18 protein-coding genes and 1 pseudogene are annotated in these 25,298 nt (G+C 60.3%); 7 read left to right on the plus strand and 12 right to left on the minus strand.

Going from position 1 to position 25,298, the window contains the following annotated elements; genetic code table 11:
• Window positions 1-18 precede the first annotated feature (18 nt).
• The gene (gene fecA, locus AC1Q9F_RS08545; RefSeq protein WP_492619556.1) at window positions 19-2,352 is read left to right on the plus strand and encodes a TonB-dependent Fe(3+) dicitrate receptor FecA; all 2,334 of its coding nucleotides are present in this window, start codon (window positions 19-21) and stop codon (window positions 2,350-2,352) included.
• Window positions 2,353-2,423: 71 nt separating this feature from the next.
• Here the strand turns inward: fecA and AC1Q9F_RS08550 are convergent, their stop codons facing one another.
• Window positions 2,424-2,831 carry an HPF/RaiA family ribosome-associated protein gene (locus AC1Q9F_RS08550; RefSeq protein ID WP_007957262.1) on the minus strand — a complete coding sequence of 136 codons (408 nt, stop codon included), beginning with the start codon at window positions 2,829-2,831 and terminating at the stop codon, window positions 2,424-2,426.
• A 200-nt stretch (window positions 2,832-3,031) separates the two neighbouring features.
• Window positions 3,032-3,979, minus strand: a complete 948-nt coding sequence (locus AC1Q9F_RS08555) for a LysR substrate-binding domain-containing protein (protein ID WP_011332523.1) — start codon at window positions 3,977-3,979, stop codon at window positions 3,032-3,034.
• A 135-nt stretch (window positions 3,980-4,114) separates the two neighbouring features.
• On the opposite strand from AC1Q9F_RS08555, the gene AC1Q9F_RS08560 reads away from it, so the two are divergent.
• From AC1Q9F_RS08560 to AC1Q9F_RS08570, 3 genes are all read left to right on the plus strand, one after another.
• Window positions 4,115-5,491: an L-serine ammonia-lyase gene (locus AC1Q9F_RS08560; RefSeq protein WP_492619555.1), complete on the plus strand. Its 1,377-nt coding sequence runs from the start codon at window positions 4,115-4,117 to the stop codon at window positions 5,489-5,491.
• A 63-nt stretch (window positions 5,492-5,554) separates the two neighbouring features.
• The gene (locus AC1Q9F_RS08565; protein ID WP_492619554.1) at window positions 5,555-6,856 is read left to right on the plus strand and encodes an HAAAP family serine/threonine permease; all 1,302 of its coding nucleotides are present in this window, start codon (window positions 5,555-5,557) and stop codon (window positions 6,854-6,856) included.
• A gap of 199 nt (window positions 6,857-7,055) precedes the next feature.
• A complete protein-coding gene (locus tag AC1Q9F_RS08570; protein WP_474733644.1) occupies window positions 7,056-7,373 on the plus strand; it encodes a DUF3509 domain-containing protein in 318 nt (105 codons plus the stop codon).
• Here the strand turns inward: AC1Q9F_RS08570 and AC1Q9F_RS08575 are convergent.
• Window positions 7,370-7,870, minus strand: a complete 501-nt coding sequence (locus AC1Q9F_RS08575; RefSeq protein WP_007957255.1) for a phosphate-starvation-inducible protein PsiE — start codon at window positions 7,868-7,870, stop codon at window positions 7,370-7,372. The two genes, AC1Q9F_RS08570 and AC1Q9F_RS08575, sit on opposite strands and share 4 nt — an antisense overlap.
• A gap of 293 nt (window positions 7,871-8,163) precedes the next feature.
• Here AC1Q9F_RS08575 and AC1Q9F_RS08580 point away from each other — a divergent pair.
• Window positions 8,164-8,421, plus strand: a pseudogene (locus tag AC1Q9F_RS08580) (YebG family protein); the annotation flags it as partial.
• A 153-nt stretch (window positions 8,422-8,574) separates the two neighbouring features.
• Here AC1Q9F_RS08580 and AC1Q9F_RS08585 read toward each other — a convergent pair.
• Window positions 8,575-9,594 (minus strand): Glu/Leu/Phe/Val dehydrogenase family protein, encoded by a 1,020-nt coding sequence (locus AC1Q9F_RS08585; protein ID WP_085608113.1) that lies wholly within the window; start codon window positions 9,592-9,594, stop codon window positions 8,575-8,577.
• Window positions 9,595-9,777: 183 nt separating this feature from the next.
• Between AC1Q9F_RS08585 and AC1Q9F_RS08590 the strand changes: the two genes are divergently transcribed.
• A complete protein-coding gene (locus AC1Q9F_RS08590) occupies window positions 9,778-10,581 on the plus strand; it encodes a SirB1 family protein (protein WP_492619553.1) in 804 nt (267 codons plus the stop codon).
• Here the strand turns inward: AC1Q9F_RS08590 and AC1Q9F_RS08595 are convergent.
• From AC1Q9F_RS08595 to hmgA, 4 genes are all read right to left on the minus strand, one after another.
• Window positions 10,505-11,902 carry an MFS transporter gene (locus AC1Q9F_RS08595; protein ID WP_492619552.1) on the minus strand — a complete coding sequence of 466 codons (1,398 nt, stop codon included), beginning with the start codon at window positions 11,900-11,902 and terminating at the stop codon, window positions 10,505-10,507. The genes AC1Q9F_RS08590 and AC1Q9F_RS08595 overlap by 77 nt on opposite strands.
• Window positions 11,903-12,047: 145 nt before the next feature.
• Window positions 12,048-12,683, minus strand: coding sequence for a maleylacetoacetate isomerase (gene maiA, locus AC1Q9F_RS08600; RefSeq protein ID WP_492619551.1), 636 nt, complete (start codon window positions 12,681-12,683; stop codon window positions 12,048-12,050).
• A gap of 12 nt (window positions 12,684-12,695) precedes the next feature.
• Window positions 12,696-14,000 (minus strand): fumarylacetoacetase, encoded by a 1,305-nt coding sequence (fahA, locus tag AC1Q9F_RS08605; protein ID WP_492619550.1) that lies wholly within the window; start codon window positions 13,998-14,000, stop codon window positions 12,696-12,698.
• Between the two features lie 3 nt (window positions 14,001-14,003).
• Entirely contained in the window at window positions 14,004-15,299 is a 1,296-nt protein-coding gene (gene hmgA, locus AC1Q9F_RS08610; protein ID WP_085746961.1) for a homogentisate 1,2-dioxygenase, read from the minus strand.
• A gap of 163 nt (window positions 15,300-15,462) precedes the next feature.
• Here hmgA and AC1Q9F_RS08615 point away from each other — a divergent pair, with 163 nt between their 5' ends.
• Window positions 15,463-16,245, plus strand: a complete 783-nt coding sequence (locus AC1Q9F_RS08615) for an IclR family transcriptional regulator (RefSeq protein ID WP_492619549.1) — start codon at window positions 15,463-15,465, stop codon at window positions 16,243-16,245.
• An 18-nt stretch (window positions 16,246-16,263) separates the two neighbouring features.
• Here AC1Q9F_RS08615 and AC1Q9F_RS08620 read toward each other — a convergent pair whose 3' ends face one another.
• The 4 genes from AC1Q9F_RS08620 to AC1Q9F_RS08635 all read right to left on the minus strand — a co-directional run bounded on the left by AC1Q9F_RS08620 (window position 16,264) and on the right by AC1Q9F_RS08635 (window position 24,704).
• Window positions 16,264-18,657 (minus strand): dermonecrotic toxin domain-containing protein, encoded by a 2,394-nt coding sequence (locus tag AC1Q9F_RS08620; protein ID WP_492619548.1) that lies wholly within the window; start codon window positions 18,655-18,657, stop codon window positions 16,264-16,266.
• Window positions 18,658-18,836: 179 nt separating this feature from the next.
• Window positions 18,837-21,380, minus strand: coding sequence for a LuxR C-terminal-related transcriptional regulator (locus AC1Q9F_RS08625; RefSeq protein WP_492619547.1), 2,544 nt, complete (start codon window positions 21,378-21,380; stop codon window positions 18,837-18,839).
• Window positions 21,381-21,519: 139 nt separating this feature from the next.
• Window positions 21,520-22,887: a DUF1329 domain-containing protein gene (locus AC1Q9F_RS08630; RefSeq protein ID WP_492619546.1), complete on the minus strand. Its 1,368-nt coding sequence runs from the start codon at window positions 22,885-22,887 to the stop codon at window positions 21,520-21,522.
• Between the two features lie 23 nt (window positions 22,888-22,910).
• A complete protein-coding gene (locus AC1Q9F_RS08635; RefSeq protein WP_207985062.1) occupies window positions 22,911-24,704 on the minus strand; it encodes a DUF1302 domain-containing protein in 1,794 nt (597 codons plus the stop codon).
• Window positions 24,705-25,298 lie beyond the last annotated feature (594 nt).

The raw sequence follows: 25,298 nt of genomic DNA on the forward strand, positions 1-25,298 counted from the left end.
TTCTCAGGACCGTCCTCCATGCACCCCACCCGCCTCACGCCGCTGGCCCGAACCCTGCGCAATCTCGTCCTCGGCGCCAGCCTGAGCTTCAGTGCCCTGCCCCTTGCGCTGGCTGCCGACACCAAGGCTTATCACATCGCCCCGTCGTCGCTGGAAAATGCCCTCAACCAGTTCGGCCGTGAAGCCGGTGTGCTGATTTCGTTCGGCTCGCAAGTCACGAGTGGCGTGCAAAGCCGTGGCCTCGAAGGTAACTACACAGCCGAGCAAGGTCTGAACGCGCTGCTCGAAGGAACCGGTCTGCAAGCCCGCGCCGAGGGCGGCAACGCTTTCAGCCTGCAACCGTCGAACGACAACGCACTGGAGCTGGACACCTCGAAAGTGGTCGGCGACTGGTTGGGTGAGGCCGCACAGGTCAACGTCTTCGAACATCCCGGTGCCCGTGACGTGATCCGCCGCGAAGAGTTCGAGCGCCAGGGCGCGACCCAGGCCCGTGATGTGCTCAACCGCATTCCCGGCGTCAACGCTCCGGAAAACAACGGCACCGGTAGCCACGACATGGCGCTGAACTTCGGCATTCGCGGCCTCAACCCGCGTCTGGCCGCACGTTCGACGGTGTTGATGGACGGCATTCCGGTGCCGTTCGCGCCTTACGGTCAGCCGCAGTTGTCGTTCGCGCCGATCAGCATGGGCAACATGGACGCCGTGGACGTGGTGCGTGGCGGCGGTGCCGTGCGTTACGGCCCGCAGAACGTCGGCGGCGTGGTCAACTTCGTGACCCGGGCGATTCCGGACGAGCCGACCGTCAAGGGCGGATTCCAGACCGAAACCAGTCCATCGTCCAGCCATGACGGCTTCAAGACCAGCGCCAACCTGCTGGCCGGCGGCACCAATGCCAACGGTCTGGGCGGCGCGTTGCTGTACTCCGGCACTCGCGGTGGCGACTGGCGCGAACACAGCGACACGGAAATCGACGACCTGATCCTCAAGGGCAAATACCAGCTCGACGAAGCCAACAGCTTCAACGCCATGGCCCAATATTACGAAGGTAAGGCCGACATGCCCGGCGGTCTGAATGTCGCCGACTACGATGCCGACCCGTATCAGTCGACCCGGCCGAAGGACCAGTTCTGGGGTCGTCGCACGATGTTCAATTTCGGCTATCGCTATCAGGAAGACCGCCGCGAGTTCACCGCCAACACCTTCTTCACCAAGACCCTGCGCAGCGGCTATCTGGATCAGGGCACTTTCCTCTCGCTGTCGCCGCGCGAATACTGGGTTCGCGGTCTGGAAACCCGCTTTGCCCAAGGCTTCGATCTCGGCGCCACCAGCCATGAAGTCGGCGTCGGCTATCGCTACATCAACGAAGCCGGCCACGAACTGCGCTATCGCACGCCGATCGCCAGCAACGAATACCCGACCACCAGCAGCCGCAATGACCGCGACACGCGCGGCGGCACCGAAGCCAATGCGTTCTTCGTCGATGACCGGATCGACATCGGCAAGTGGACCATTACACCGGGCGTGCGCTACGAGATGATCGAGTCACAGCAGACCAACAACCTGACCAACGTCAAATACAAGGGCGACTACAACACCGCACTGCCAGCGCTGAACGTGTTGTATCACCTGACCGATAGCTGGAATCTGTACGCCAACACCGAAGGCTCCTTCGGCAGCGTGCAATACAGCCAGATGCCCAACCGCGTCAGCAGCGGCGAAGTGAAACCGGAGAAGGCCCGCACCTGGGAAGTCGGCACCCGCTACGACAACGGTGCACTGCGAGCGGAGATCGGCGCGTTCCTGATCAACTTTGACAACCAGTACGAAAGCAACCAGACCAACGACTCGGTGATCGCCCGTGGCGAAACCCGCCATCAGGGCATCGAGACCAGCGTCAACTATGCACTCGATGACTTGAGCCCGGCGCTGGCCGGCTTCGACGTCTACGCCACTTACGCCTATGTTGACGCGACCATCCGCGAAGACGGGCCGAACAAGGGCAATCGTGTGCCGTTCTCGTCGAAACACAAAGGCACGATTGGCGTCGGTTACACCGAAGGGCCGTGGAAACTCAACCTGGACAGCAGCTTCCAGAGCGACCAGTTCGCCGACAACGCCAACACCTCGAAAGAAAGCGCCGACGGCAGCACCGGCAAGATCCCCGGCTACATGCTGTTCAGCAGCCGTGCCGGTTATGACTTCGGCCCGCAGCTGTCGGACCTGAACGTGGCAGTAGGAGTGAAGAACATCTTCAACACTCAGTACTTCACCCGTTCTTTCGATGACAACAATAAGGGCAAGTATGTGGGTGAGCCGCGCACGGTATACGTGCAGACTTCCGTCGCTTTCTGATCCCTGCTGAAAACAGAAAGGGCCTGCAATTGCAGGCCCTTTCTCATTGGGTGGCTTGGAAAATCAGCGCATCAACTGTTGATCGCTGCCTGTTCGTTCTCGTCAAACTCTTCCGCCAATAGCTTGTCATTGGCTTTACTTGTGAATGGCACCACAGCGGCTCGCGGTTTGCCGCGCAGTTTGCCAAACAGGTGCTCCAGCGCGTGCTCCAGTTTTTCGGCTGCACCATCGATCGCCTGTTCCAGCGAATCGGCTTTGTGGGTGACGGAAATCGGTTGATGGCCTTTCGGCCGCGCTTCCAGTTGGCAGCGCAAGTCATGGGGACCCGGCTTTTCACCGTTCTCGTCGCTCAGATGGACTTCGACACGGGTCAGGTCTTCCTCATAACGGTCGAGCGTGCTCTCAATTGTGGTGCGTACCCACTCCTCCAGTCGTTTGCTGCTTTGAATATGGTTGTCGCTGTTGACTTGGATTTGCATAGTTCATCCCTTATTTCAGCTAGCTCGCAAGAGGCCTGGAACAGGATTTCGTGACCTCTTGATTACAACAATCGGCCCGCCGGACGAACATTTCAACCCCTTAAAAAAGATAAATATTCATACGCAAAAAAAGCCGGACAACCGAGTAAAGCGCTGGTAAGGTCGGGAGTTGGGTCGCCCCGCCGCCCCGAAAAATCTGCTCACAATTGGCCATCACCCAACGGGTGCAGGCTGCGGAAAATCCCCGCCTCTTCCACCAGCCAGTCATGCACCGCCCGCACGCCCGGATGGCTCAACGCCCCCGGCGCATAAAGCAGGACATAGCGCTTGTGATTGGGCACCGAAATCCCGAACGGCACAATCAACGTCCCCCGCTCCAGCTCATCGTTGAGCAGCGTGCGCCGGGCAATCGCCACGCCCATGCCGGCAATCGCCGCCTCGATGGTCAGGTGGTTGCGATTGAACGTGTGCCCGCGTCGCACATCGGCGCCCTCGAAACCGATGGCATTCAGATAAAACTCCCACTCCGCGTATTCATAGCTGCCGCGCCAGGCGGTGATATCGTGCAACAGCGGGAAATGCACCAGATCCGCCGGCCCGTGCAGCGGTGGCCGCCCACGCAGCAGGCCCGGCGCGCACACCGGAAATATCTGCTCGTCGAGCAAGGCTGTGGATAACAGTCCCGGATAACTGCCGTCGTTCAGATCGATGGCCAGATCGAAATCCCCTTCATGCAACGGCACGCTGCTGTCCTCGGCCACCAGTCGCAATTGGATGTCCGGGTAACGCTGTTGCAGGCGTGGCAGGCGCGGGGTCAGCCATTTGCTGAGGAACGATGGAATCGAACGCACCCGCAGAATCCCGCTGATCATCCCCGCATCCAGGCGACGCAATTCCGCATCGATGCTGCCGTAAGCCTCGTTGACCGTGATCGCCAGTCGCTGCCCTTCCGCACTCAGCTCCACGCCCCGCGCACGACGGTGAAACAGACGAAAGCCCAGACGCTCTTCCAGCTGTCGGATTTGCTGACTCACCGCCCCCGGCGTGATGTGCAGTTCTTCGGCACAACGGGTGAATGACAGGTGCCGCGCGGCACAGGAAAACACCTGCAGCCAGACGTAAGTCTGGGCATGCAATTGACGACTCATGGTTTAGTCCTGCTAAAGGCTTACTTAGGAAGTTTCGTTAGTCACGTTGAAGCGAGGTAGGCAGTATCGCCGACATTGCGCTTGTCCTACAAAAAATGGCAGCGATTCCTACTCCATTGCTTGTAAGGGTTTAGCATGGCTATCAGTGTTTTCGATCTATTCAAAGTCGGCATCGGCCCGTCCAGTTCTCACACCGTCGGCCCGATGCGCGCCGCCGCGACCTTCGCCCAGGCCCTGATCGACCAGCATTTGCTGAACGATGTGCAACGGGTGGAAATCCGTTTGTACGGCTCGCTTTCAGCCACTGGCGTCGGCCATGCCACTGACCGCGCGACGGTCATGGGCCTGATGGGCGAATGGCCGGACAGCATCGATCCGTCGACCATCGAGCCACGCATCCAGCAACTGCGCGAGTCGGGCCAACTGTCCCTCGCCGGTGAGCGCTCGATTGCCTTCAACTGGCAGCACGATCTCCTGTTGCTGGACGAGAGCCTGCCCTACCACCCGAACGCCATGTCGCTGACAGCCTTCGGTGCATCCGGGCAACTGTTCGAGCAAAAGTACTACTCGGTCGGCGGCGGTTTCATCATCGAAGCGGCCGAAGCGGAATCGGGTGTAGCGCCGGCCGGCGACGTCGAGTTGCCTTACGAATTCTCCAGCGCCGTCGAACTGCTAGCGCTGTGCAAGCAGCACAACCTGCGGGTTTCCGAACTGATGATGGCCAACGAACGGGCCTGGCGCAGCGACGCCGAGATTCGCAAGGGTCTGCTGCACATCTGGTCGGTGATGCGCGAATGCGTCGAGCAGGGCCTGCGTCACGAAGGCATCCTGCCCGGCGGTCTGAATGTTCCCCGTCGTGCGGCGAAATTGCACCGCAGCCTGTTGGAAATCGGTAAGCCGAACGTCATCAGTTCGACCCTGTCGGCGATGGAGTGGGTCAACCTGTTCGCCCTCGCCGTCAACGAAGAAAACGCCGCCGGCGGGCGCATGGTGACCGCGCCGACCAACGGTGCCGCCGGGATCATCCCGGCCGTCCTGCACTACTACATGAAATTCAATCCGGACGCGTCCGACGATGATGTGGTCGCGTTCTTCCTCGGCGCTGCCGCCGTCGGCATCCTGTGCAAGAAAAATGCTTCGATCTCCGGCGCCGAAGTCGGCTGCCAGGGCGAAGTGGGTTCGGCCTGTGCGATGGCTGCTGCGGGTCTGGCCGATGTGCTGGGTGCCACCCCGGAGCAACTGGAAAACGCCGCCGAAATCGGCCTGGAACACAACCTCGGCCTGACCTGCGACCCGGTCGGCGGACTCGTGCAGGTGCCGTGCATCGAGCGCAACGCCATCGCTGCGGTGAAGGCGATCAACGCCACGCAAATGGCCCTGCGCGGTGACGGCAAACACTTCATTTCCCTCGACCGGGTGATCCGCACCATGCGCGATACCGGCGCCGACATGCATGACAAATACAAAGAGACTTCACGGGGCGGCCTGGCCGTGAGCTGGGTGGAGTGCTGAGGAGCACTCCCTGACCGCCCGTAACACGTGAGCCCGAGCAAGAATAATAACGAGGCAAAAACGATGACCGATGTACGCACACCTGCTGCCGAAAATCCCGCTGTAGACCGCACACGCAACAACGAAATCGCCCACAAGGGTTGGAGCAAATTCGACACCACCTGGATGCTCGGCCTGTACGGCACGGCCATCGGTGCCGGCACCTTGTTCCTGCCGATCAACGCCGGTGTCGGCGGCTTCTGGCCGTTGCTGATCCTGGCGTTGCTGGCGTTCCCGATGACCTTCTTCGCGCACCGTGGCCTGACCCGCTTCGTACTGTCGGGCCGCTCCGGAGACATCACCGAAGTGGTGGAAGAACACTTCGGCATCGGCGCCGGCAAACTGATCACGCTGCTGTATTTCTTCGCGATCTTCCCGATCCTGCTGGTGTACAGCGTGGCGCTGACCAATACCCTCAGCAGCTTCCTCGAACACCAGTTGCACATCGCCCCGCCGCCGCGCGCGGTGCTGTCGCTGGCGTTGATCCTCGGTCTGATGGCCATCGTCCGCTGCGGTCAGAGCGTGATCGTCAAAGCCATGAGCGTGCTGGTGTATCCGTTCGTCGCCGCGCTGCTGTTGCTCGGCATCAGCGTGATTCCGAACTGGAACGGCGCATTCTTCGCCAGTGCTCAAGAACCGATGGAAATGTCGGTATTCCTCAAGACCCTGTGGCTGGCGATCCCGGTGATGGTGTTCTCGTTCAACCATTCGCCGATCATTTCCGCCTTCGCGGTTGAGCAGAAACAGCGCTATGGCGAACAGGCCGAACGCAAGAGCAGCGGCATCCTCGCCATGGCTCACGGCATGATGGTGGTGACGGTGATGTTCTTCTGCTTCAGCTGCGTGCTGGCGCTGTCGCCGGCAGACCTGGCAGCGGCCAAGGCGCAAAACATTTCGATCCTGTCGTACCTGGCCAACCACTTCCAGACCCCGGTCATCGCTTACGCCGCGCCGCTGATTGCGCTGGTGGCGATCACCAAATCCTTCCTCGGCCACTACATCGGCGCCAGCGAAGGCTTCCAGGGCATGATCGTCAAAAGCCTGCGCAGCCGTGGCCGAGTAATGTCGGCGAGCTGGCTGAACCGTGCGACCGCGCTGTTCATGATCCTCAGCTGCTGGGCCGTGGCGACCTTCAACCCGAGCATCCTCGGCATGATCGAAACCCTTGGTGGGCCGGTGATTGCCTGCCTGTTGTTCCTGATGCCGATGTACGCGATCCGCCGCGTGCCGGCCTTGCGCCAGTATTCGGGCCAGGTGTCCAACGTGTTCGTGGTGCTGATCGGCCTGATTGCACTGTCAGCGATCATCTATTCGGTTCTGCCCTGAAACGGGCCGCAAACGAAGAAGGCGAGCCATGGGCTCGCCTTCTTTTTGGCCGGTTTCATTGTTCGACAATATTCCCGGCATGTCCCTTGCTACATCGCTGAAGGAGACAGGACCACGGAAGGGCCGATGGTCAGGTTTGGCGAACCAACCCGATCAAGGCCGGTCAACAACTGCACGTTCAATCAGGCGGTGACGCATCATGGACAATCCTTTTCAGATCATTACCGATGCCTTCGCGCCGGACTATCAGATCAACCTGAGCATTCAGGGGCTCGACGGCAGCATCATGCTGACCCTCTCCAATGGCGGGCGGATCGTCGCCAAACGGATGATCAGCGCCGAACAGCGCAACGACCCCAAACGCCTCAAACGGCTAGTGCAAAGCATTCAGTTCGGCATTGCCATCGAACAGGGCCACAGCGCCATGGCGATCCTCGACGCCATGACTCGCGGCGACGGAATCACTCCACCACCGCGTCAGGCCAAACATCAGCCCCGGCCAACTGCCGGCCTTTAAAGTTCGCCCTTCTCCACTTCAGGATGTTCACTGGAACCCGTGCCGATCTTGCGGTGCGGGTTCTCGATTTTCACCGAAGGGAATTGCGACGAGGCGTAACGCACCACCAGGATCGAAAACGCCAGCAGCAGAATCCCGCCGCACAGGTAGATGATGCCCATGTCCGGCGGGTTGTGGTGCGAGACGTTGGAGATCAGCAGGCGCGTCAGTGCGGTAATCGCCACGTAGATCAGGAAGCGCACCGGCATGTGGTTGGTCTTGAAGTAAATCCCGACCATCGCCCCCAGTTCCAGATAGATGAACAGCAACAGAATGTCATCGATCTTGATGTGCCCTTCCTCGAGCATCCCGAGAAACTCCATCACCGCCGCCCACGCGGTCACCGCACCAATGGCGAACAGCGCCAGATAGTGGAAGGTCTCGACGAACAAGTTGCCCAGGGACTCGGCCAGTTGGTGCACGTTTTGCCGCAGTTTCTCGGCCCAGTTGATTTTCACGATGAAGGTTCCTTAGCCCGGTTCGAGCGGATGTTGCATGCTGGACGTGACGGTTATTGCGCACGTACGCAGATGCATGCAGAAAAGAGGCCACGCCATCATGGCGAGCCGCCGCGAAACCCGCGCCGTGGCGTTTGGTCGCACCTGTGCGCAGGCGTCGGGCTGACAAAATCCGAATCCGGTCTACATTGAAAAGCCACTACCCAAAGCGCAGGGATTCGCTTATCCTTTTCGCTGTATATAGATACAGTAGTCGCAAAGACAACTTAATGTGAAGGCATGTGAGGTGGTGAATGGCCGTCGAAGTGGTATACCGCAGCAGCCGAGATCTGGAGCGCTTGTTCATGGATAAAGCCGAAGCTGACCGTCATGACAAAATGCTCGAACTGGCCGAACTGTTGGCCGAAGTGCTGGAAAAAGCCGTTCCTTCGTTGAGCGAGCAGCAAGTGGAAGAAGTCGGGATCTTCATGGCGAAGAACCGCGATGTGTTCGCCCGGGCGTTCAAGAGCCAGCCTGACGCACTGTCGGAGCTGATCAATGCACCAGCGGCACCGGTTGTGGCAAGCGAGCCAGCAGACGTGGCTGAACCGGCAGAAGCGCCAGCCAAACCTGCAAAAGCGGCGAAGGCTGCGAAGTAATCGACGACTGAATTGAATAGCCCCTGAGTTGAAAGACTCAGGGGCTTTTTCATGCCCGGACAAACCTCAGCGGTATAACACCTTCTCCGCCAGCTCGTCCGCCACCCGCGCGGGTGAACGTTTTTCCGCCTGGGCGTGGGCGAAGACTTCGGTAAGGCGCGAACTGATTTTCGACAGGTGCGCAGTGATGGTCGTCAGCTCTTCGCCGCGATGCTTGAGGGAAACGTAGATCAGTCCGCCGGCATTAATCACGTAATCCGGCGCATACAGGATGCCGCGCCGTTCCAGTTGATCGGCGACGTCCAGATGGGTCAGCTGATTGTTGGCCGAACCCGCCACCGCCGAGCAGCGCAACTGGGTGACCGTGTGGCTGTTGAGCACGCCGCCCAAACCGCACGGCGCGAGGATGTCGCACGGCGTGCTTAGCAGCGCGTCGTTGGCAATCGGATGGGCGTTGAGCTGTTCCATCGCCAGTTGCACCTTGCCGTGGTCGATGTCGCTGACCAGCAGTTCGGCACCGGCAGCGTGCAGCTGTTCAGCGAGGGCATAACCAACATTGCCCAGCCCCTGAATCGCCACGCGCAAGCCTTCGAGATTGTCGCTGCCCAGCCGCGCCATGGCCGTGGCGCGAATCCCGGTGAACACGCCCATCGCCGCATGCGGCGCCGGGTCGCCGGCCGAAGTGGTACTGGTGACATGCTGGGTCTGCTGGGCGATGCAATCCATGTCGGCCACCGAGGTGCCGCTGTCGATGGCGGTGATGTAGCGCCCGTCGAGTTGGTCGATGCAACGGCCGAAGGCTTCGAACAAGGCGCCGCGGTTTTCCACATGGGCCGGCCGCACGATCACGGCCACCCCACCGCCCTGGGCGAGACCAGCCAATGCGGCCTTGTAGCTCATGCCCTGTGCCAGGCGTATGGCGTCCTCGACCGCAGATTCGTCGTTCGGGTAGGCAAGATAACGACACCCGCCCAGGGCTGGCCCCAGGCGACTGTTGTGGATGGCAATGACCGCCTTCAATCCGGACACCGGATCAACGCTAAGGTGCAGCGATTCCAGGCGAGTGCTTTGCATGAGAGCGAACATCGGCAGGCTCCCGAATCACTTCTGGTAGACGCCAGTATAGGCTTGCGCCTGAAAATTGCTGAAGCGCGCCGGAATAAGCGCCGCCACCGATCGCAGGGTTGTGGCATAACCTGATGGCAGAGCGGCCGGTACTGGACGAATGGCAAAGACGGGGCTAAAACGAGGCATGCCCCGGAGATTTAGATGAGTCCGCGCCAACGCTTCTTCGAGTGTCTGCACCGTTCACCGCCCGCGCTGTTCGAAGCGGCGTTGTGGATGGCCGCCGAACACGACAAACAAGCCGATCCCGAAGCGCTGCTGCAGGAGTTCAAGGAACTGCAACAGCGGGTCAGCTATGGCTTGCCGTTGCTGCCGGTCAGCGAGCTGGCGCAGCCGTTGTTGCGGCGGATGACCGATCTGGGGTTTGCCCAGGATGATTTCGTACCGCTGCGCCCGCAGGCGGCGATGGTGCACAAGGTCATGCAGACCAAACGCGGCCAGCCGCTGGCGCTGGCACTGATCGCTCTGGAACTGGCCCGTGGCCTGGAGATTCCGCTGGTGGGCGTGAACTTCCCCGGGCATTTCCTGCTGAAGGTTCCCGGGGCCGATCACCTGCTCGATCCGTGCGGCGGACGGCGTCTGTATCCGAACGATTGCCGCGAACTGCTGCATCGCCAGTACGGCCATCAGATGAAACTCAACGCCGACCACCTGCTGACTGCCGAACCGGTGCAGATGCTTCAGCGTCTTTCACGCAATCTGCGCCAGTTGCACCTGACCCACGACGACTTCATCGCGGCGCTGATCGATGCCGAGCGCGTGCTCGAACTGGGCAATGCCAGCGCCGCCGACTATCTGGCCCGGGCCAGTCTGTACCAGCGCCTCGATTGCCCGAACGCCGAGCGTTTCGATCTGGAGCACGCGCTGTTGCTCAGTGACGACCCGATTCAGCGACTTCGCCTGACGGAACGGCTGGGGCATCTGCCACCGAACGCGGTTGTCCACTGAACGGCGCAGTGGCTGGCGAACGCACCTGAATAATCAGCAAAGCCGCAATCACCGCCGGAATCGCGCAGAAGAAGAAAATCTGCTCCACCGGAATGTGCATCGCCAACAACAGGCTGCCGAACAGCGGCCCGAGAATCGAGCCGAACCGCCCTACTCCCAATGCCCAGCCAGTACCGGTGGCGCGCACGTGCGCCGGATAGAAATTGCTGGCGAACGCGTTGAGCGTCAGTTGCCCGCCGATGATGCAAAACCCCGCTGCAAATACACAGGCCACCAGATAGCGCGGATTGTCGTGATTCAGGCCTAACAAAATCGTGCACACCGCCGCGCCAGCCAGCACGCCGGACAACAGTCGCACCTTGCTTTTCAAACGGTCGGCGAACCACGCCATGCAGATCGCCCCCAACGTGCCGGCGAACAGGAACATCGACGTCACCAGATTCGCTTCGTTGAGTTTCAGGCCACTTTCCAGCAGCAGCGACGGCAGCCAGCTGATCATGAAATACAGCAGGATCAGGCTGACGAAAAACGTCGCCCAGATCAGCAAGGTCGGGCGGGCGTAACCATTACGGAACAACTCCACCACAGTCAGTTTGCTGCCCTGCTCGCGTTCGTTCTGTTCGACCGATGCGGCCGGTGGCTGCCAGTCCGGCAGCATCCGCGCGGTGACTTTGCGCAGGCGTGCATAGGGCGGCGCGTCACGCAGCAGTCGTGGCAAGGATTCCGGCAGCATCCACCAGAGGAACGGGAACAGCAGCAACGGCGTGACGCCGCCAGCGAGGAACACCGCTTGCCAACCGAAACGGTCGATGAAACCGGCCGCGACGAAACCACCCGCCGCCCCGCCGAAGGAAAAACCACACGCCGCCAGCGTCACCATCAACGTGCGCAGGCGTGGCGGTGAATATTCCGACATCAACGCCATGGCGCTGGGCATCGCGCCACCCATACCGATACCGCAGATGAAGCGCGCGATCATCAGGGTATTCAGGGAATCGGCGAACACCATCAGCACGGTGAGGCTGGCGTAGATCAGTACACAGGCGAGCAAAATCCGTCGAACGCCGAAACGGTCGGCCAGCGGCGTCACAGCGAGCGAGCCAAGCGTCAGACCCAGCAGGTTGGCACTGAACACCGGGCCGAATGCGGACTTTTCCAGGCCCCAGTCCTGCGCCAGCGCCGGCACCACGTAACCGAGCACCTGGGCGTCGTAGCCGTCGGTGACCAGCAGCAAGGCGAGAAGAATCAGGAGCAACCACTGAAAGCGGGACACAGGACGGGCGTCGAGTGCCGCCCGAAAGCTGGCAATCTGGTTGTGCATCGCAAGGTACCTGTTTAGTTTTTATGTTTTTTTGGTCACAGCGCAGATCTTTTGTGGGAGCGAGCTTGCTCGCGAAAGCGGTCAGTCAGGCGACATTGCTGGCGCTGACCCTCCCTCTTCGCGAGCAAGCTCGCTCCCACAGGGGTTACGGGGTGTCCGGCTGATTCGCCGGATGCGCCGCAATGAACGCCGGATGTTCAGCAGCCAACGCGGCCACCCGACGAATCCGTGGATACGCCTCGAGCGATACGTTGAAACGCTCGGCCGCGTACAACTGCGGAATCAGGTACACGTCCGCCACGCACGGCCACTCGCCGAAACAGAAACCGCTGTCGCCGATCAACTGCTCCACCGTCGCCAGACCCTGACTGATCCAGTGGCCGATCCACTCGTTCACCTGCGGCTCGTCATGCCCCAGACCGCGCAGGCGATTGAGCACGCTGACGTTGTGCAACGGATGCACATCGCAGCCGATCACCGCCGCGACGCCGCGCACCTGGGCGCGGGCAACAAGGTCTTCGGGCAGCAACGGCACCTGTGGATAACGTTCTTCCAGATACTCGATGATCGCCGGCGACTGAATCAGCAACTTGCCGTCATCGGTGCGCAGCGCCGGCACCCGGCCCTGGGGATTGATCGCCAGGTACGCCGGTTGCCGATGCTCGCCGCCGGGCGGTGCGATCAGGTTGACGGGCAGCGCCTGATAGTCGAGACCCTTGAGTGCCAGCGCGATCCGCACCCGGTACGACGAGGTGGAACGGTAATAGGTGTAGAGATCCATAAGCCGCTCCTGTCAGCGTGCCGCCAGCACGGTGCCACGGCATTCGCCGAAACCGATCGAGGCAAAACCTTCGCGGGCGCAGCGGGCGCGCAGGATGATTTCGTCGCCGTCTTCAAGAAATTTGCGCACTTCACCGGACGCCAGCTCGATTGGCTTTTTGCCACCCTCGGTGATTTCCAGCAGGCTGCCGAACTGGCCGTTTTCCGGACCGGACAAGGTGCCCGAACCGAACAGGTCACCGGCCTGCAACTGGCAGCCGTTGACGCTGTGGTGCGCAACCATTTGCGCGACGGTCCAATACATGTAGCGGGTGTTGCTCAGGGTCAGGCGATGGGCCGGCAGGTTCTGCTCGCGCATTTTCTCGGTGAGCAGCAGCACTTCCAGCTCGATGTCGAAACCACCGCCATCTTGATCGCGCTTGTCGAGCAGGTACGGCAGCGGCTGTGGATCGCCTTGCGGACGCGCCGGTTGCGCAGTGCGGAATGGCGCCAGCGCTTCGGCGGTCACCACCCACGGCGAGACGCTGGTGATGAAGCTCTTGGACAGGAACGGGCCGAGCGGCTGGTATTCCCAAGCCTGGATGTCCCGGGCCGACCAGTCGTTGAGCAGGCAGAAACCGGCGATGTGTTCAGCGGCGTCACCAATGGCGATCGGCTCGCCCATCTCGTTGCCCTGACCGATCCAGATCCCCAGTTCCAGCTCATAGTCCAGACGCGCGCACGGGCCGAAGGTCGGTTCGGTCGCGCCAGCTGGCAGGGTCTGGCCTTTCGGACGGCGCACGTCAGCACCGGAGGCGCGCACGGTGGAGGCACGACCGTGGTAGCCGATCGGCACGTGTTTGTAGTTCGGCAGCAGGGGGTTGTCCGGACGGAACAGTTTGCCGACGTTCTGCGCGTGCTCGATGCCGACGTAGAAGTCGGTGTAGTCGCTGATGCGCGCCGGCAGGTGCAGCTGGCAATCGGCGGCCAGTGGCAGCAGTTTCGCGCCCTGGGCTTCAATGTTGCCGCGATGAGTGCTGCCTTCGCTGAACAGTTCCAGCAGGCGTTCGCGCAAGGCAACGCGAGCATCACGGCCGAGCTCGAAGAAGGCGTTCAACTGACCGCCGCGCATGGCTTCGACTGCACTGCGCGCGACGCCGTCGAACAGACCGGCTTCCAGCGCCACTTGCAGATCGAAGATGTGCTCGCCAATCGCCACGCCCGCGCGTGGTGCCGAGCCTTCGATGCTGAACACGCCCAGTGGCAGGTTCTGCAGCGGGAATTCGGTGTGGCCGTTGGCCGAAGCGACCCAACTGCGGGTGATGGAATTCTGAGTCATGGGTTATCTCCGGGTCGGGTCGAACGTGGCGGGCAGCGTGGCCCAGCAGGCGTCGTAAGTGGATTGCAGTTGCGGGCAGTCGAGGGCAAAGCGGCTTGGGCGCAGCACCTGGCTGGTCTCGAACATGAAGGCCATGGTGTTGTCGATCTTCGCCGGTTTGAGGTCCGCGTTGATGGCTTTGGTGCAGGTCTCGCCGTCCGGGCCGTGGGCGCTCATGCAGCTGTGCAGGGACGCGCCGCCGGGCAGGAAGCCTTCGGCCTTGGCGTCGTATTCGCCCTGGATCAGGCCCATGAATTCGTTCATCAGGTTGCGGTGGAACCACGGCGGACGGAAGGTGTTCTCGGCCACCATCCAGCGCGGCGGGAAGATCACGAAGTCAAGGTTGGCCAGACCGTGCACGCTGGTCGGCGAGGTCAGCACGGTGAAGATCGACGGATCCGGGTGATCGAAACTGACGGTGCCGATGGTGTTGAAGCGGCGCAGGTCATATTTGTACGGCACGTTGTTGCCGTGCCAGGCGACCACGTTCAGTGGCGAGTGATTCAGTTCGGTGCCCCACAACTGGCCGAGGAATTTCTGCACCAGGGTCGTCGGCTGTTGCAGGTTTTCGTAGGCGGCGACCGGAGTCAGGAAGTCCCGTGGATTGGCCAGACCGTTGCTGCCGATCGGCCCCAGATCCGGCAGGCGCAGCGGCGCGCCGTGGTTCTCGGCGACGTAGCCGCGCGCTTGCGGGTCGAGCAATTCGACGCGGAATTTCAGGCCCCGTGGCAGCACGGCGATTTCCAGCGGCGCCACTTCCAGCACACCCAGTTCGGTGGCGATGCGCAGGCGCCCCAGTTGCGGCACCAGCAGCAGCTCGCCGTCGGCATTGAAGAAAACACGCTCCATCGAACGGTTGGCGCAGTAGTGATAGATGCTGATGCCGGCCGGTTTTTCGGCGGCGGAGTTGGCCGCCATGCTCACCAGACCGTCGATGAAATCGGTCGGTTCGGCCGGGATCTCCAGCGGGTTCCAGCGCAGGCGATTGGGGGTCACTTCGCCCAACGGACCACCGGCCAGTTGCCGCTCCAGTTTGACGAATGCCGGGTGATTGGCCGATGGCTGGATCCGGTACATCCAGGTGCGCCGCGCTTCGCTGCGAGTCATGGTGAACGCGGTGCCGGAGAACAGTTCGGTGTACAGACCGTAAGGGGCTTTCTGCGGGGAGTTCTGGCCGACGGGCAGTGCGCCGGGCAACGCTTCAGAGCTGAATTCGTTGCCGAAACCGGACTGGTAAGCCAGGGCTGAATCAAGGTTCATGGAGCCTCCTGAACAGGGAGTCGGCATGGCCGGACGCTCTGGATCGGAGGTCTTGGCACGCCGGGGTTATTTTTATCGTAATTCAATTACGCATAACGTAATTTGCTCGCTATCCAGCGTCAAGCTATAAAGACGCCCATTCGTTCCGGGACACGGCAGCACCATGGAAAAAACCAGCGACAGCAACGGCAAACAGAAAGTCCGCTCCGCCGAAGTCGGCACCGACATCCTCAAGGCCCTGGCCGAGTTGTCGCCCTCCACTTCGCTGTCGCGTCTGGCCGAACATGTGCAGATGCCGGCGAGCAAGGTTCACCGTTATCTGCAAGCGTTGATCGCCTCGGGCTTTGCCGAACAGAACACCGCCACCAACCACTACGGCCTCGGTCGTGAAGCGCTGCGTGTGGGCCTGGCCGCTCTCAACAGTATGGACGTGCTGAAAGTCGCCGCCCTGCCGCTGGCCGAGTTGCGCGACGAACTCAACGAAACCTGTTTCCTCGCGGTATGGGGTAATCAGGGCGCGACCGTGGTGCACATCGAACCGGCAGTGCGCGCGGTGACGGTGGTGACGCAACTGGGCTCGGTATTACCGTTGCTCAGTTCCTCCACCGGTCTGGTGTTCGGTGCTTACCTGCCGCAACGGGAAACCGATGAATTGCGCGAGCAGGAAATCGCCAGCGGCGGCCATCCGCTGGCAGACGAAAAAGCCTATGCGGCGTTGTGCGAACAGATCCGCGAACGCGGTCTGCATCATGTCCACGGTTTGCTGATGCCCGGCGTCGATGCCTTGTCGGCACCGGTGTTCAACGCCCTCGGGCAGGTCGCGGCGGTGTTGACCATAGTCGGCCCGACCTCGCTGTTCCACGCCGACGAAAACGGCCCGGCGGCGCAGCGGTTATTGGCTGCGACGCGGGCCGTGAGTTGGCGGATGGGGTTTGACGCCCGCTAGTCAGATCACTTCAATCGCTTACACCAACAGAGTCTGGCTATCACTGGCCGACTCTTCCTTCAGGATCTCTTCGAGCAGCTCCTGAAAACGCTCGTAGCCAAGGGTCTGGCCCGTAGCCGAAGCGACCAGGCCGACGACGGTGTTGGCGTCGCCCAGAAGCTGGATCAGGGTTTTCTGAGCCTTGGTCGCTTCTTTCCCGCCAGGAACCAGAGAGACCAGATCCAGCAACGCATCCTTGAAATGATTGAACGCTGTTGCCCGATCTCCGTATTTGTAAGCCTGGGCACCCTCAAGAACATTCCTGGTGATCTGCACGGTCGAGAGTGCAAGCCCCACTGGTGGAATAACCATGCTGACCACCGTTGCCGCCAGGACAGCCGTGTCATAAACCAGCTTGCCGATGATTTCGCCGAGGCTGGTCGTTTGGGCGTCCACATCGGAAACAATCCGTTCTATGCGGGCGTTGTAACTTGCCCGCAACGACTGCACTCGGCTGTTCATCTCAAGCACGGGCGGGCTTTCAGAGATGTTCTTGAACTCGATGTTGTTGACGAAAGTCCCGATGATCGGCTGCTCGATGTATTTGACCCGTTCATAGAAATACTGGCCGAGAGCGTTTTCCTTGATCGACGCAAAGAGCTGATTCATCGGACGATAATGGACACCGTCAGGTGCGTTGGGCGTGTAGAGAATCTCCGTGATTTTTCCGCCCTCTACCAACCTGAAAACGTACACGCCTTCAATCAGGCAACGCTTTAAATGCAGTTTGAATACTGCGCTGTATTGCACGTTGGTTACGGTTTCTCCATAAGGAGGAAACGATGGGTCCGAGGCCTTGTCCAGCCCTGCAATCAAACGATTCAACTGTTCAGCCAACCCAATGGACATCTCACCGGAAAAATGGCTGGACAATACCGCCCGGTACATTTCGGCTTGCTGCGTTCGGAAATGTATTTCCCGCTTCAGCTCATACTCCGGATGTTTATTGCTGAGATAAACCGATCGCAACATGGCAATGTACTTTTCTCCCGGTCGCAATGTTCGGGACCAGCTTGCCAAATGACGGATATCAAGATTACGCAGTGCTGGATGGCCCGTATTTACACGAAAGCGCGGAAAAACGCCTACCAGTTCGCCATCCCTTTCATGCGCATAGAATGGCGTCTCCTTGATAATGATCCGGGACAAAGTAACTTCTTCACCCTGCTCCAGCTCGACAATGATTTCATCCGGATTGACTGTGACGATTTCCCCGGATGCTTTTAGCAAGTCCTCAATGTTCTGTTTTATGAGATCACGGCAAAAAGTCTCATAAGGAATGATGCCGGCTTCGCGAGCGTTGACGGTATAGAAGGCTTTCAACTCCGTGTTCAATCGAGCATAACGCTGACGAAGATCGGCAGGCGCTTTTCGGTAACCTGCCGGTTGTACAAGACTCTCCTGGGCCAGGTCCCAGGAAACCTGATAGAAAACCGCCTCCGCAAGAATACCTTCCGGTGCCTCGGGCCATTCGTCGAAGGTTGCGCCTTTCCATGCGCTCGGAAGTTGCTGAAGCTGTTTCACGTACTTCGACAATGCCCCCCTCTCCTGAGGATGCGCCTGGGACGTCAGATAGCTCACTCCCTCATCAGTCCTGACCCAGCCGGCCACCTGAAACTCGAGCTCGCGAATATTGGGGAACGAGTACCAATCCCTGCCACCCGGCGAGCCGGGAGCGTACAAGGCACAGGGGCCATAGGAATTGCTCTTTTGCTGGAAAACCATCAGATCCCTGAAACCGTATCGGTATCCCTTCAACACGAACGCCGATGCCGAAATGCTGCGATCACCCTGCAGAAAGCGCTCGACCATCTGCATGTTCGGCTGATTGAGGTGTCCCTGCAAAGTCGCCGAGAATGCGCTGAAAGCGATGCGGGTTGCCAAGGCCCCCAACAATGCGATTTGCACACCGTAATCATCAAAGGATTTTCGAAGCGCTTCGAAGTAATCCGAACGGATGTCGACCCCGGACAACCAGTTTTCCAGGCGAGCTTGAGTCAAGCCTGAAGGAATCTGACCTTCGAACTTCATTTCAGACCGGTTGTTCTGATCATGCAGACCGAACAACGCCAGCTCCAGTAACGAACGTTTATCCTCTTGAACCAGCGTGCGACCGGCCATTTGAATGCTGAAGCGGGAAACGACGCTGATACTTTCCGGATCAATTCGAGCACCCAATGCACTGTTCGTCCATTCCTGAACACGTGCAGATGCATAGGTCTTCAAGGATGCCGACTTGCCCAGCAGTCGCCTGAGTTCCGCCTCCTGATCAGTCATTTGCTGCATAAGGTATTCATACTTCTGTTGATTGTTCGAGCTGGTGCCTGCGAGCCATTGCGGGCGAAAGCCGAGGGTATTGTTTAAATCGTTCATTGCGAGTTCCTTGCAGCATCAACAACTAAATGACACAGCGCCATTTATTCAATGCAACAAAGCTAACGCCCAACAACCACGACTAAAACAAGCGACCCGTTACTTCACATTTTGAATATTTAATAATTATCTCCGAGAAGAAACCGAACAAATAAACAAACCCTCTGCTGTAACGCACGCTACACATCCAGACCCAGCATCTTTGCACTGGCCACTGCTTGTGTTCTGCGCTCGACACCCAACTTTCCATGTATACGCCTGGCATGAGTCTTTACGGTATGTAAGGAAATAAACAAGTGATCTGCAATCTGTTGATTGGAATACCCTTTGGCAATCAGTCTCAAAACTTCCAGTTCTCGTTGACTGAGCAATGCGCCACCGCTCGAACTGACTGCACAAGGTGTCTCGGCAACCCCGTCAATCAGCTCGGGACGGCGCATTTTCAGTTCATGCAGTGCCTGATGCAGTCCATGCAGGCTGGCCATTTCACAACCCGCCCGCAAATGAGATCTGGCCAACAATTCGTCACCCAGCGCGAACGCCACCTCGGCCAATGCCAGGTGCAAATCGGTTTCCAGAGAAAGCATTCTGCAATGCCGGGCGGTTTCCAGAAGCTGCTGGAGGCGCACCACGGGATCGTGAGCCTTGTGCAATCCAACCTCGGCGAGGATCAGCAGGTACTCGACACGCGGAATCAGCTCCAGCGTCGCAGGTGGAGCCTGCAATGCACCGGGTCCCTGATAGTGTCGGCGCAAGCGGGTCATGGCCTCGCAAACCAGTTCGTGACGTCCTTGCTGCAGCCAGAAAAGACTGCTGGCGTGCAACAACGCACCGCGATAGACAGTGTCCGGAATCTGCCGCAGTTGCATCAGCCGCTCGGCATCGCGCAGGCACACGAAAGCCTGTTCGTAGTCCGCCTGGTTGGCGGCCAATTGCGCCAGTCCGATGAAGCCATACAGCACGCGCTTGTCATGATTGCGTTTGCAGTCCTCCAGGCCGGCCTGGAAAAACCCTGCGGCGCGGGAGTCCAACCCCTGACTCAAAGCCAGTCGCCCTCGGCGTAACGCGATTCTTCCCATCAACGGTGTCGGCCGGTTCGATTGCTTGCCAAGCAAATCGTGGACATTGGCCAGTAGACTTTCAGCCCGGGACGCTGTGCCGCGCTGCTCCAGCAATTGCGCATGATCGAGCTCAAGCAGTGCCTCGAAAACCAGCGAACCTTGCGCTCGTGCCAGACACAGCGCCTGTCGATTACAGGCGTGTGCAACGTCGAGTTCGCCCCTTAAAAGTGCTTGCTGGGTCAAACCGGACAAACACATTGCCCGAGCGATCCAGCTGTCCGCATCCAGTACTTCCAATGCTTGGGAGAAATGCTCCTGGGCAGCCTCCATCCGCCCCTCCAGATGCGCGAGCCAACCGCTCAACGCCTGCCAGCGTGCAATCAGCTGGCACTCACCCTGCGCAGAGGATTGCGGCAGGAAACACGAAAGACGCGCAATACATTGCGCTGCCTGTTCAAAGCGACCGGCAAACAGCAACGCCGCCGTCATCAGTCCGACCAGTTGTGGCGAACTCATTGTCAGCTCACCGCCGCGGATTTCATGCAGCCGCAACAACAGCACCACCGTTTGCTCTTCGAACAGATGCTCGAAGCTGAAGTGCTGCAACAGGCTGATGGCCGCTTCATGTTCTTCAGCCAGAAGCGCCTGTTCAAAAGCCGAGCGCCAGTCATTCGCGGCAGCGAACCACTGGCAAGCCCGACGATGCCAGGAACGCCCCGATGGCCAGTGTTCTTCGCGAATGACGTGCGACAGTGACGGGCAAACCTGCAGCCAATCGGCCGAATCGTTCCAGGGCTCGATAAAGCAGCCGAGCACTTGCAGCGTGCGCAAGTACTGGGCGCCCTCTCCAGCACCAAACAGGTGTTCACACAGCTCGGCATTGAACCGCGGCAGATGCGCCAGCACTCTCCAGGCCTCGGCGAGTTCCGGACTCAAACCGCTGAACATTTCGTGTTGCAGGTAATCCAGCAAGGTGTCCATGCGTTGCTGCGGCAAAGTCTTTTGCGACCAGTCGCATTTTTGCATCAACAGCATCCGCACGCCGGCGCACCAGCCGCCGCTGCGCTGGAAGATGCGTCCGGCCACACTGTCGGCCTGGGCAGGCGGCAAGTGACGCAACGCTTGTGCGATTTCGTCCCGGGTCAGCGCCAACGCCGCCCCTTCACATTCGTACAAGGCATCATCGAGCAGCAGGCGCGGCCAGTTGCAGGACGGACGACGCCGCGTGCCGATCCACCACGTCAGGGCCGGACTGCTGACCGCCAGCATCCGGTCGAGAAAGGCATCCAGTGCAGGCTCGGGGTATCGGCAGTAATCATCGATCAGCACCCAGGTTGCCGAGGAATGCCGCGCCAGTTCATAAAGCACTGACGTCTCGTCCGAGGCTGTCAGCCCCATTGCGTGCGCGAGCCGTTCGCAAAATTCGCCAACACTCAAGGACACACCTGCCAACGGCAACCAGCACACCGTGCAACCGACAGGCGCCTGCAGCAGGCATTCGGTGAGCAGTGCGGTCTTGCCGCTGCCGGCCGGCGCGCAGATCAGTCTGACCCGCGCCGCAGACTCGAGCAGAGCCCCGCAAAGACGCGGGCGCGCAAGGTGATGGGAAGACAGTCTCGGGAGAAAAGCCGCTCGATCCGGAGCGTGGGTCATGGCGGTCATCGGGTGCGCCTTTTTATCGTTGTACGCTCACCCTAGCCCTCTCCCCGGCGCTTGTTGACGAGTATTCAGTACGCTGATTGGCGCCCATAAAAAAGGCGACCGTACGGTCGCCTTTTGTCCTCCCAATGTATCGAAACCCTTACCGTACGCCCTCGGCGCGCAGGGCCGACGGGGTGTAGTCGGCGGCCTTGGCTTCGAAGCCGAATTCGAAGCTGTGCTTCTCTTCGTTCTTCATCCCCAGGGCAATGTAGCGGCCGGCGATGATGTCGTAGAGCGCTTCGAGTGTGTACGCCTGGGCCTGGTGATCGTAGTAGTACTGAGCGTGCCCCTCGGCCACTCGCCACAGCTGCCCGCGACCGTCGTAGTGGTCGGCCAGCGCCACTTGCCAGCTGTCCTCGTCGATGTACATGTGGCGCTTGGCGTAGATGTGCCGCTCGTTCGGTTTCACCGTGCCGACCACTTCCCAGACCCGGTGCAGTTCGTAGCGGGTCAGGTCCTGGTTGATGTGCCCGGCCTTGACGATATCGTCGTATTTGAGGCTCGGCGAGTCGAGCTTGTAGCTGTTGTACGGAATGTACATTTCCTTCTTGCCGATCAGTTTCCAGTCATAGCGGTCCGGCGCGCCGGAGAACATGTCGAAGTTGTCCGAGGTGCGCAGACCGTCGGCTGCGGTGCCCGGCCCGTCATAGGCAACCTGCGGCGCACGGCGTACGCGGCGCTGGCCGGCGTTATAGATCCATGCCAGCCGCGGTTCCTTCACCTGGTCGAGGGTCTCGTGTACCAGCAGCACGTTACCGGCGAGACGCGCCGGCGCAGTCACCGACTGTTTGAAGAAGGTCAGCACGTTGGCGGCTTTTTCCGGATCGAGATCCTTCATCAGTTGCGGCACGGCGATCTCTTCTTCGAAGCGGATCGGCGTGTAGCTGCCGTTGGTCTGCGGGGTCACCTGAGTGATGATGCGTTTGACGTTGCCGCCGTGATAACGGGTGATGTGGTTCCACAACACCTCGACCCCGTTCTTGGGGATCGGGAAGGCGTAGTAGCGATTGCCGGTGAAATTGGCCAGACCGTTACCGTCGTTGATCGTGGTGACGTTGAGCGCACTGCGCTTGGCCGACTCGTAGATTTCCGGCGGCACGGCCACGGTGCGGTGGGTCGTGTAGACCGGGATCTTGTAGGTCTCGGGGTAGCGCTTGAACATCGCCACCTGGCCGTCGGACAGCTTGTCCTTGTACTTGTCGACGTTGGCGGCGGTGATGGTGAACAGCGGTTTTTCGCTGGCGAACGGGTCAGCCAGAAAGCCCTTGCTGTCGACCGCACCGGCGTTTTTCGGGATACCGCCGGTCCAGGCCGGAATCGAGCCGTCGGCGTTGCCGGCCTTCTCGGCGCCCAGCGGCGTCAGGCTGGTGCCGAGCTTGTTGGCTTCGTCCGGCGACACCGCCGCGATCACGTTGGCGGCCAACAGGCTCAGGGCCAGGACACCGCATTGCAGAATCATCTTGCGCATTGCATTCATCCTTCTCGGGCAGATCAGAAGTTCACACCGAAGCTCAGGGCCACGAAGTCACGGTCTTCGAGGGTGTTGTAGTCACCGCCGAAAAAGTCGGTGTAACTCAGGCTCGCGGTATAGGTGTTGCGGTAGTCGGCATCAACCCCGACGCTGACGGCTTTGGCACCCTCGTTGAACAGACCGTTGGGGCCATAACCGGCGACGTCGTGGGACCAGGACAGGTTGGGTTTGAGGTTGATCCCGCCGATCACGTTGGCGTAATCGAGGATCGCCCGGGCGCGATAACCCCAGGATGTGGAGGTGACGAAACCGTCGGTGTCACCGCCGAAACCGTACTGGCCGTAGACCGAGTCACGGCCGTAACGCAATTTGCTGCGTGACTCCAGGCCGCCGACCCGCACCACCGCCGCTTCGCCGACCAGGGTAAGACGCTGTGCGCCCCAGACCTGATCGAAAAAGTGCGTCAGCGTGCTCTGGATCTGCGTCACTTCCTTGCGCCGGTAGCCCTTGTTGTCGGCACCCGGCGAGGTGGCCAGCGGCGACGCGGCACCGCCGGCAATCGGATTGAGCAGCGCAAGAGTCAGGTCGTTGGTGTTGACCTGCACCGGCGCATTAGGGCGATAGCTGATCTCGCCGGTCCAGGCGGTGCCGGTCGGCAGTGTGGTGGAGAAGCTCGCGCCATACAGGCGGATGTCTTCCGGGTATTCGAGGTAGTACTGACCGCGCCCGAGCATCACGCTTTGCGCCAGCCCCGAACCGCTGCCGGGCGCCAGCCGGTTGGCGATCCCGACCATGCCCGGCAGGGCCGCGAGGGTCGACAGGCCGGCGGTGCTGGTGCCGACGGTCGGCGTGCGGCTGTGGTAATTCATGAAGTAGAGGCCGTACTCGGTGTCGTCGCCGAGCCAGCGCAGTGCCGTGCCCCATTGACCGGAGTCCCGCGCATCGCGGTCGCCGCCACGAGGCACGATCACGCCTTCGCGGGTCACCTGGATCGGCTGGCCGAAGGCTGCCGTCAGCGGCGCCAACGGGGCGATCGCCGGGCTGCCGACGGTGTAGCCGTTGTTGCAGCCGTCAGCCGCCACGTCGACACCGAAGAAGGTGCCGCAGTTGTCGAGGACGGTCTGATCCCATTCCAGTTGATAGAAGCCCTCGACCGTCAGTTGGTCGGTGAGCCCCTGGGAGGCGAACAGCATGTTCACCGGAATCAGTCCTTCCTTGATCTCCGCACCTGGCCGGCGGAACGCCGAGACGTCGATCGGGTTGATGCTGTTGATCGAGTTACCGATGAAGGTACTTTCGCCCCAGCTCACCACCTGCTTGCCGGCGCGCACGGTGCCCGGCAGATCAGCGATGGAATAGTTGTGATAGACGAACGCATCGAGAATCTGCGCACCGGACGACTTGGCGCCCTCCTTGCGGCCCTTGTCACTGATCGGTTTGAACTCGCGGTCTTCGTCCTTGAGTTCGAAGTCGTACCAGTATTTGCCGCGCACGAACACACCGGTGTCGCCGTACTTCAGTTCGAGGTCGTGGATGCCCTTGAAGATCTTGGAAAAGGTCTCGCCTTTCTTGAAGTTCAAACGCCCGTCATCACCGGTGGAAGACTGACCGGTTCCGCCGTTGACCGTACCCACCAGCGACTTGTCGGCATCGCGCATGCCCCAGCTCGCACCGACCGACAGCGACGAATCGAAGGTGCCTTCGATTTCCCCGATATTGAAAGCGACCGCGTGCGCCTGGGCACAGCAACCCAAGGCCACCGCAGCGGCGAGCGCCTGCGGTGTGAAGATGGCGCGCATTGTTGTTTTTGTCATGCGTCTTCCCCGGTGAGTGACAGAAGGCCTCACCCTACTGCCGCCACACGGGGACGATAAGCGCACCAAGGAGGTATTCACGTTGTCGCCCGAAAGGATGAATCCCCGCCTGCGACAAGGCTTTGCGCCTGCCATGAACAGGCTGGATGCACCACTATCAACGCAACGGATAATGACCACCCCGGTGCGCGCCACTGTTACATGCCCCGTAACAGTGCATGTCCGGAATCGCTATTTTTCCCTGAGGCGCCAGCCCTTATTCTAAGCGGGCTTTCACGGCAGACCGCCAGCAAGCACAAAGTCCGCGACCGAGTCGTCGGCAATCGATTTCTGATGGACCGAAGCGTTTTTCGATCCATCGCCCCGGTGTTCACTGACGTTGATTTGTAGCTCCTTGATCCAACGTCTTACCTTGGCCGCTGCGTTTGCAGCGGCCTTTTTTATGGGCGCTTTTTGACCCCGATAAATGATTGCGTGGCGCTCGCGCTGCTCTGAAGTGCCGTTTCCCTTTTCAGCGCAGGAAACCTCTTTTAATACGTAAGAAGTTTCCTGAGTCTTTGTATAAGCAATGAAAGTTCACTCTTAAACGCAAGT

It is taken from the genome of Pseudomonas sp. GW823-FHT04A03 (assembly GCF_058796615.1).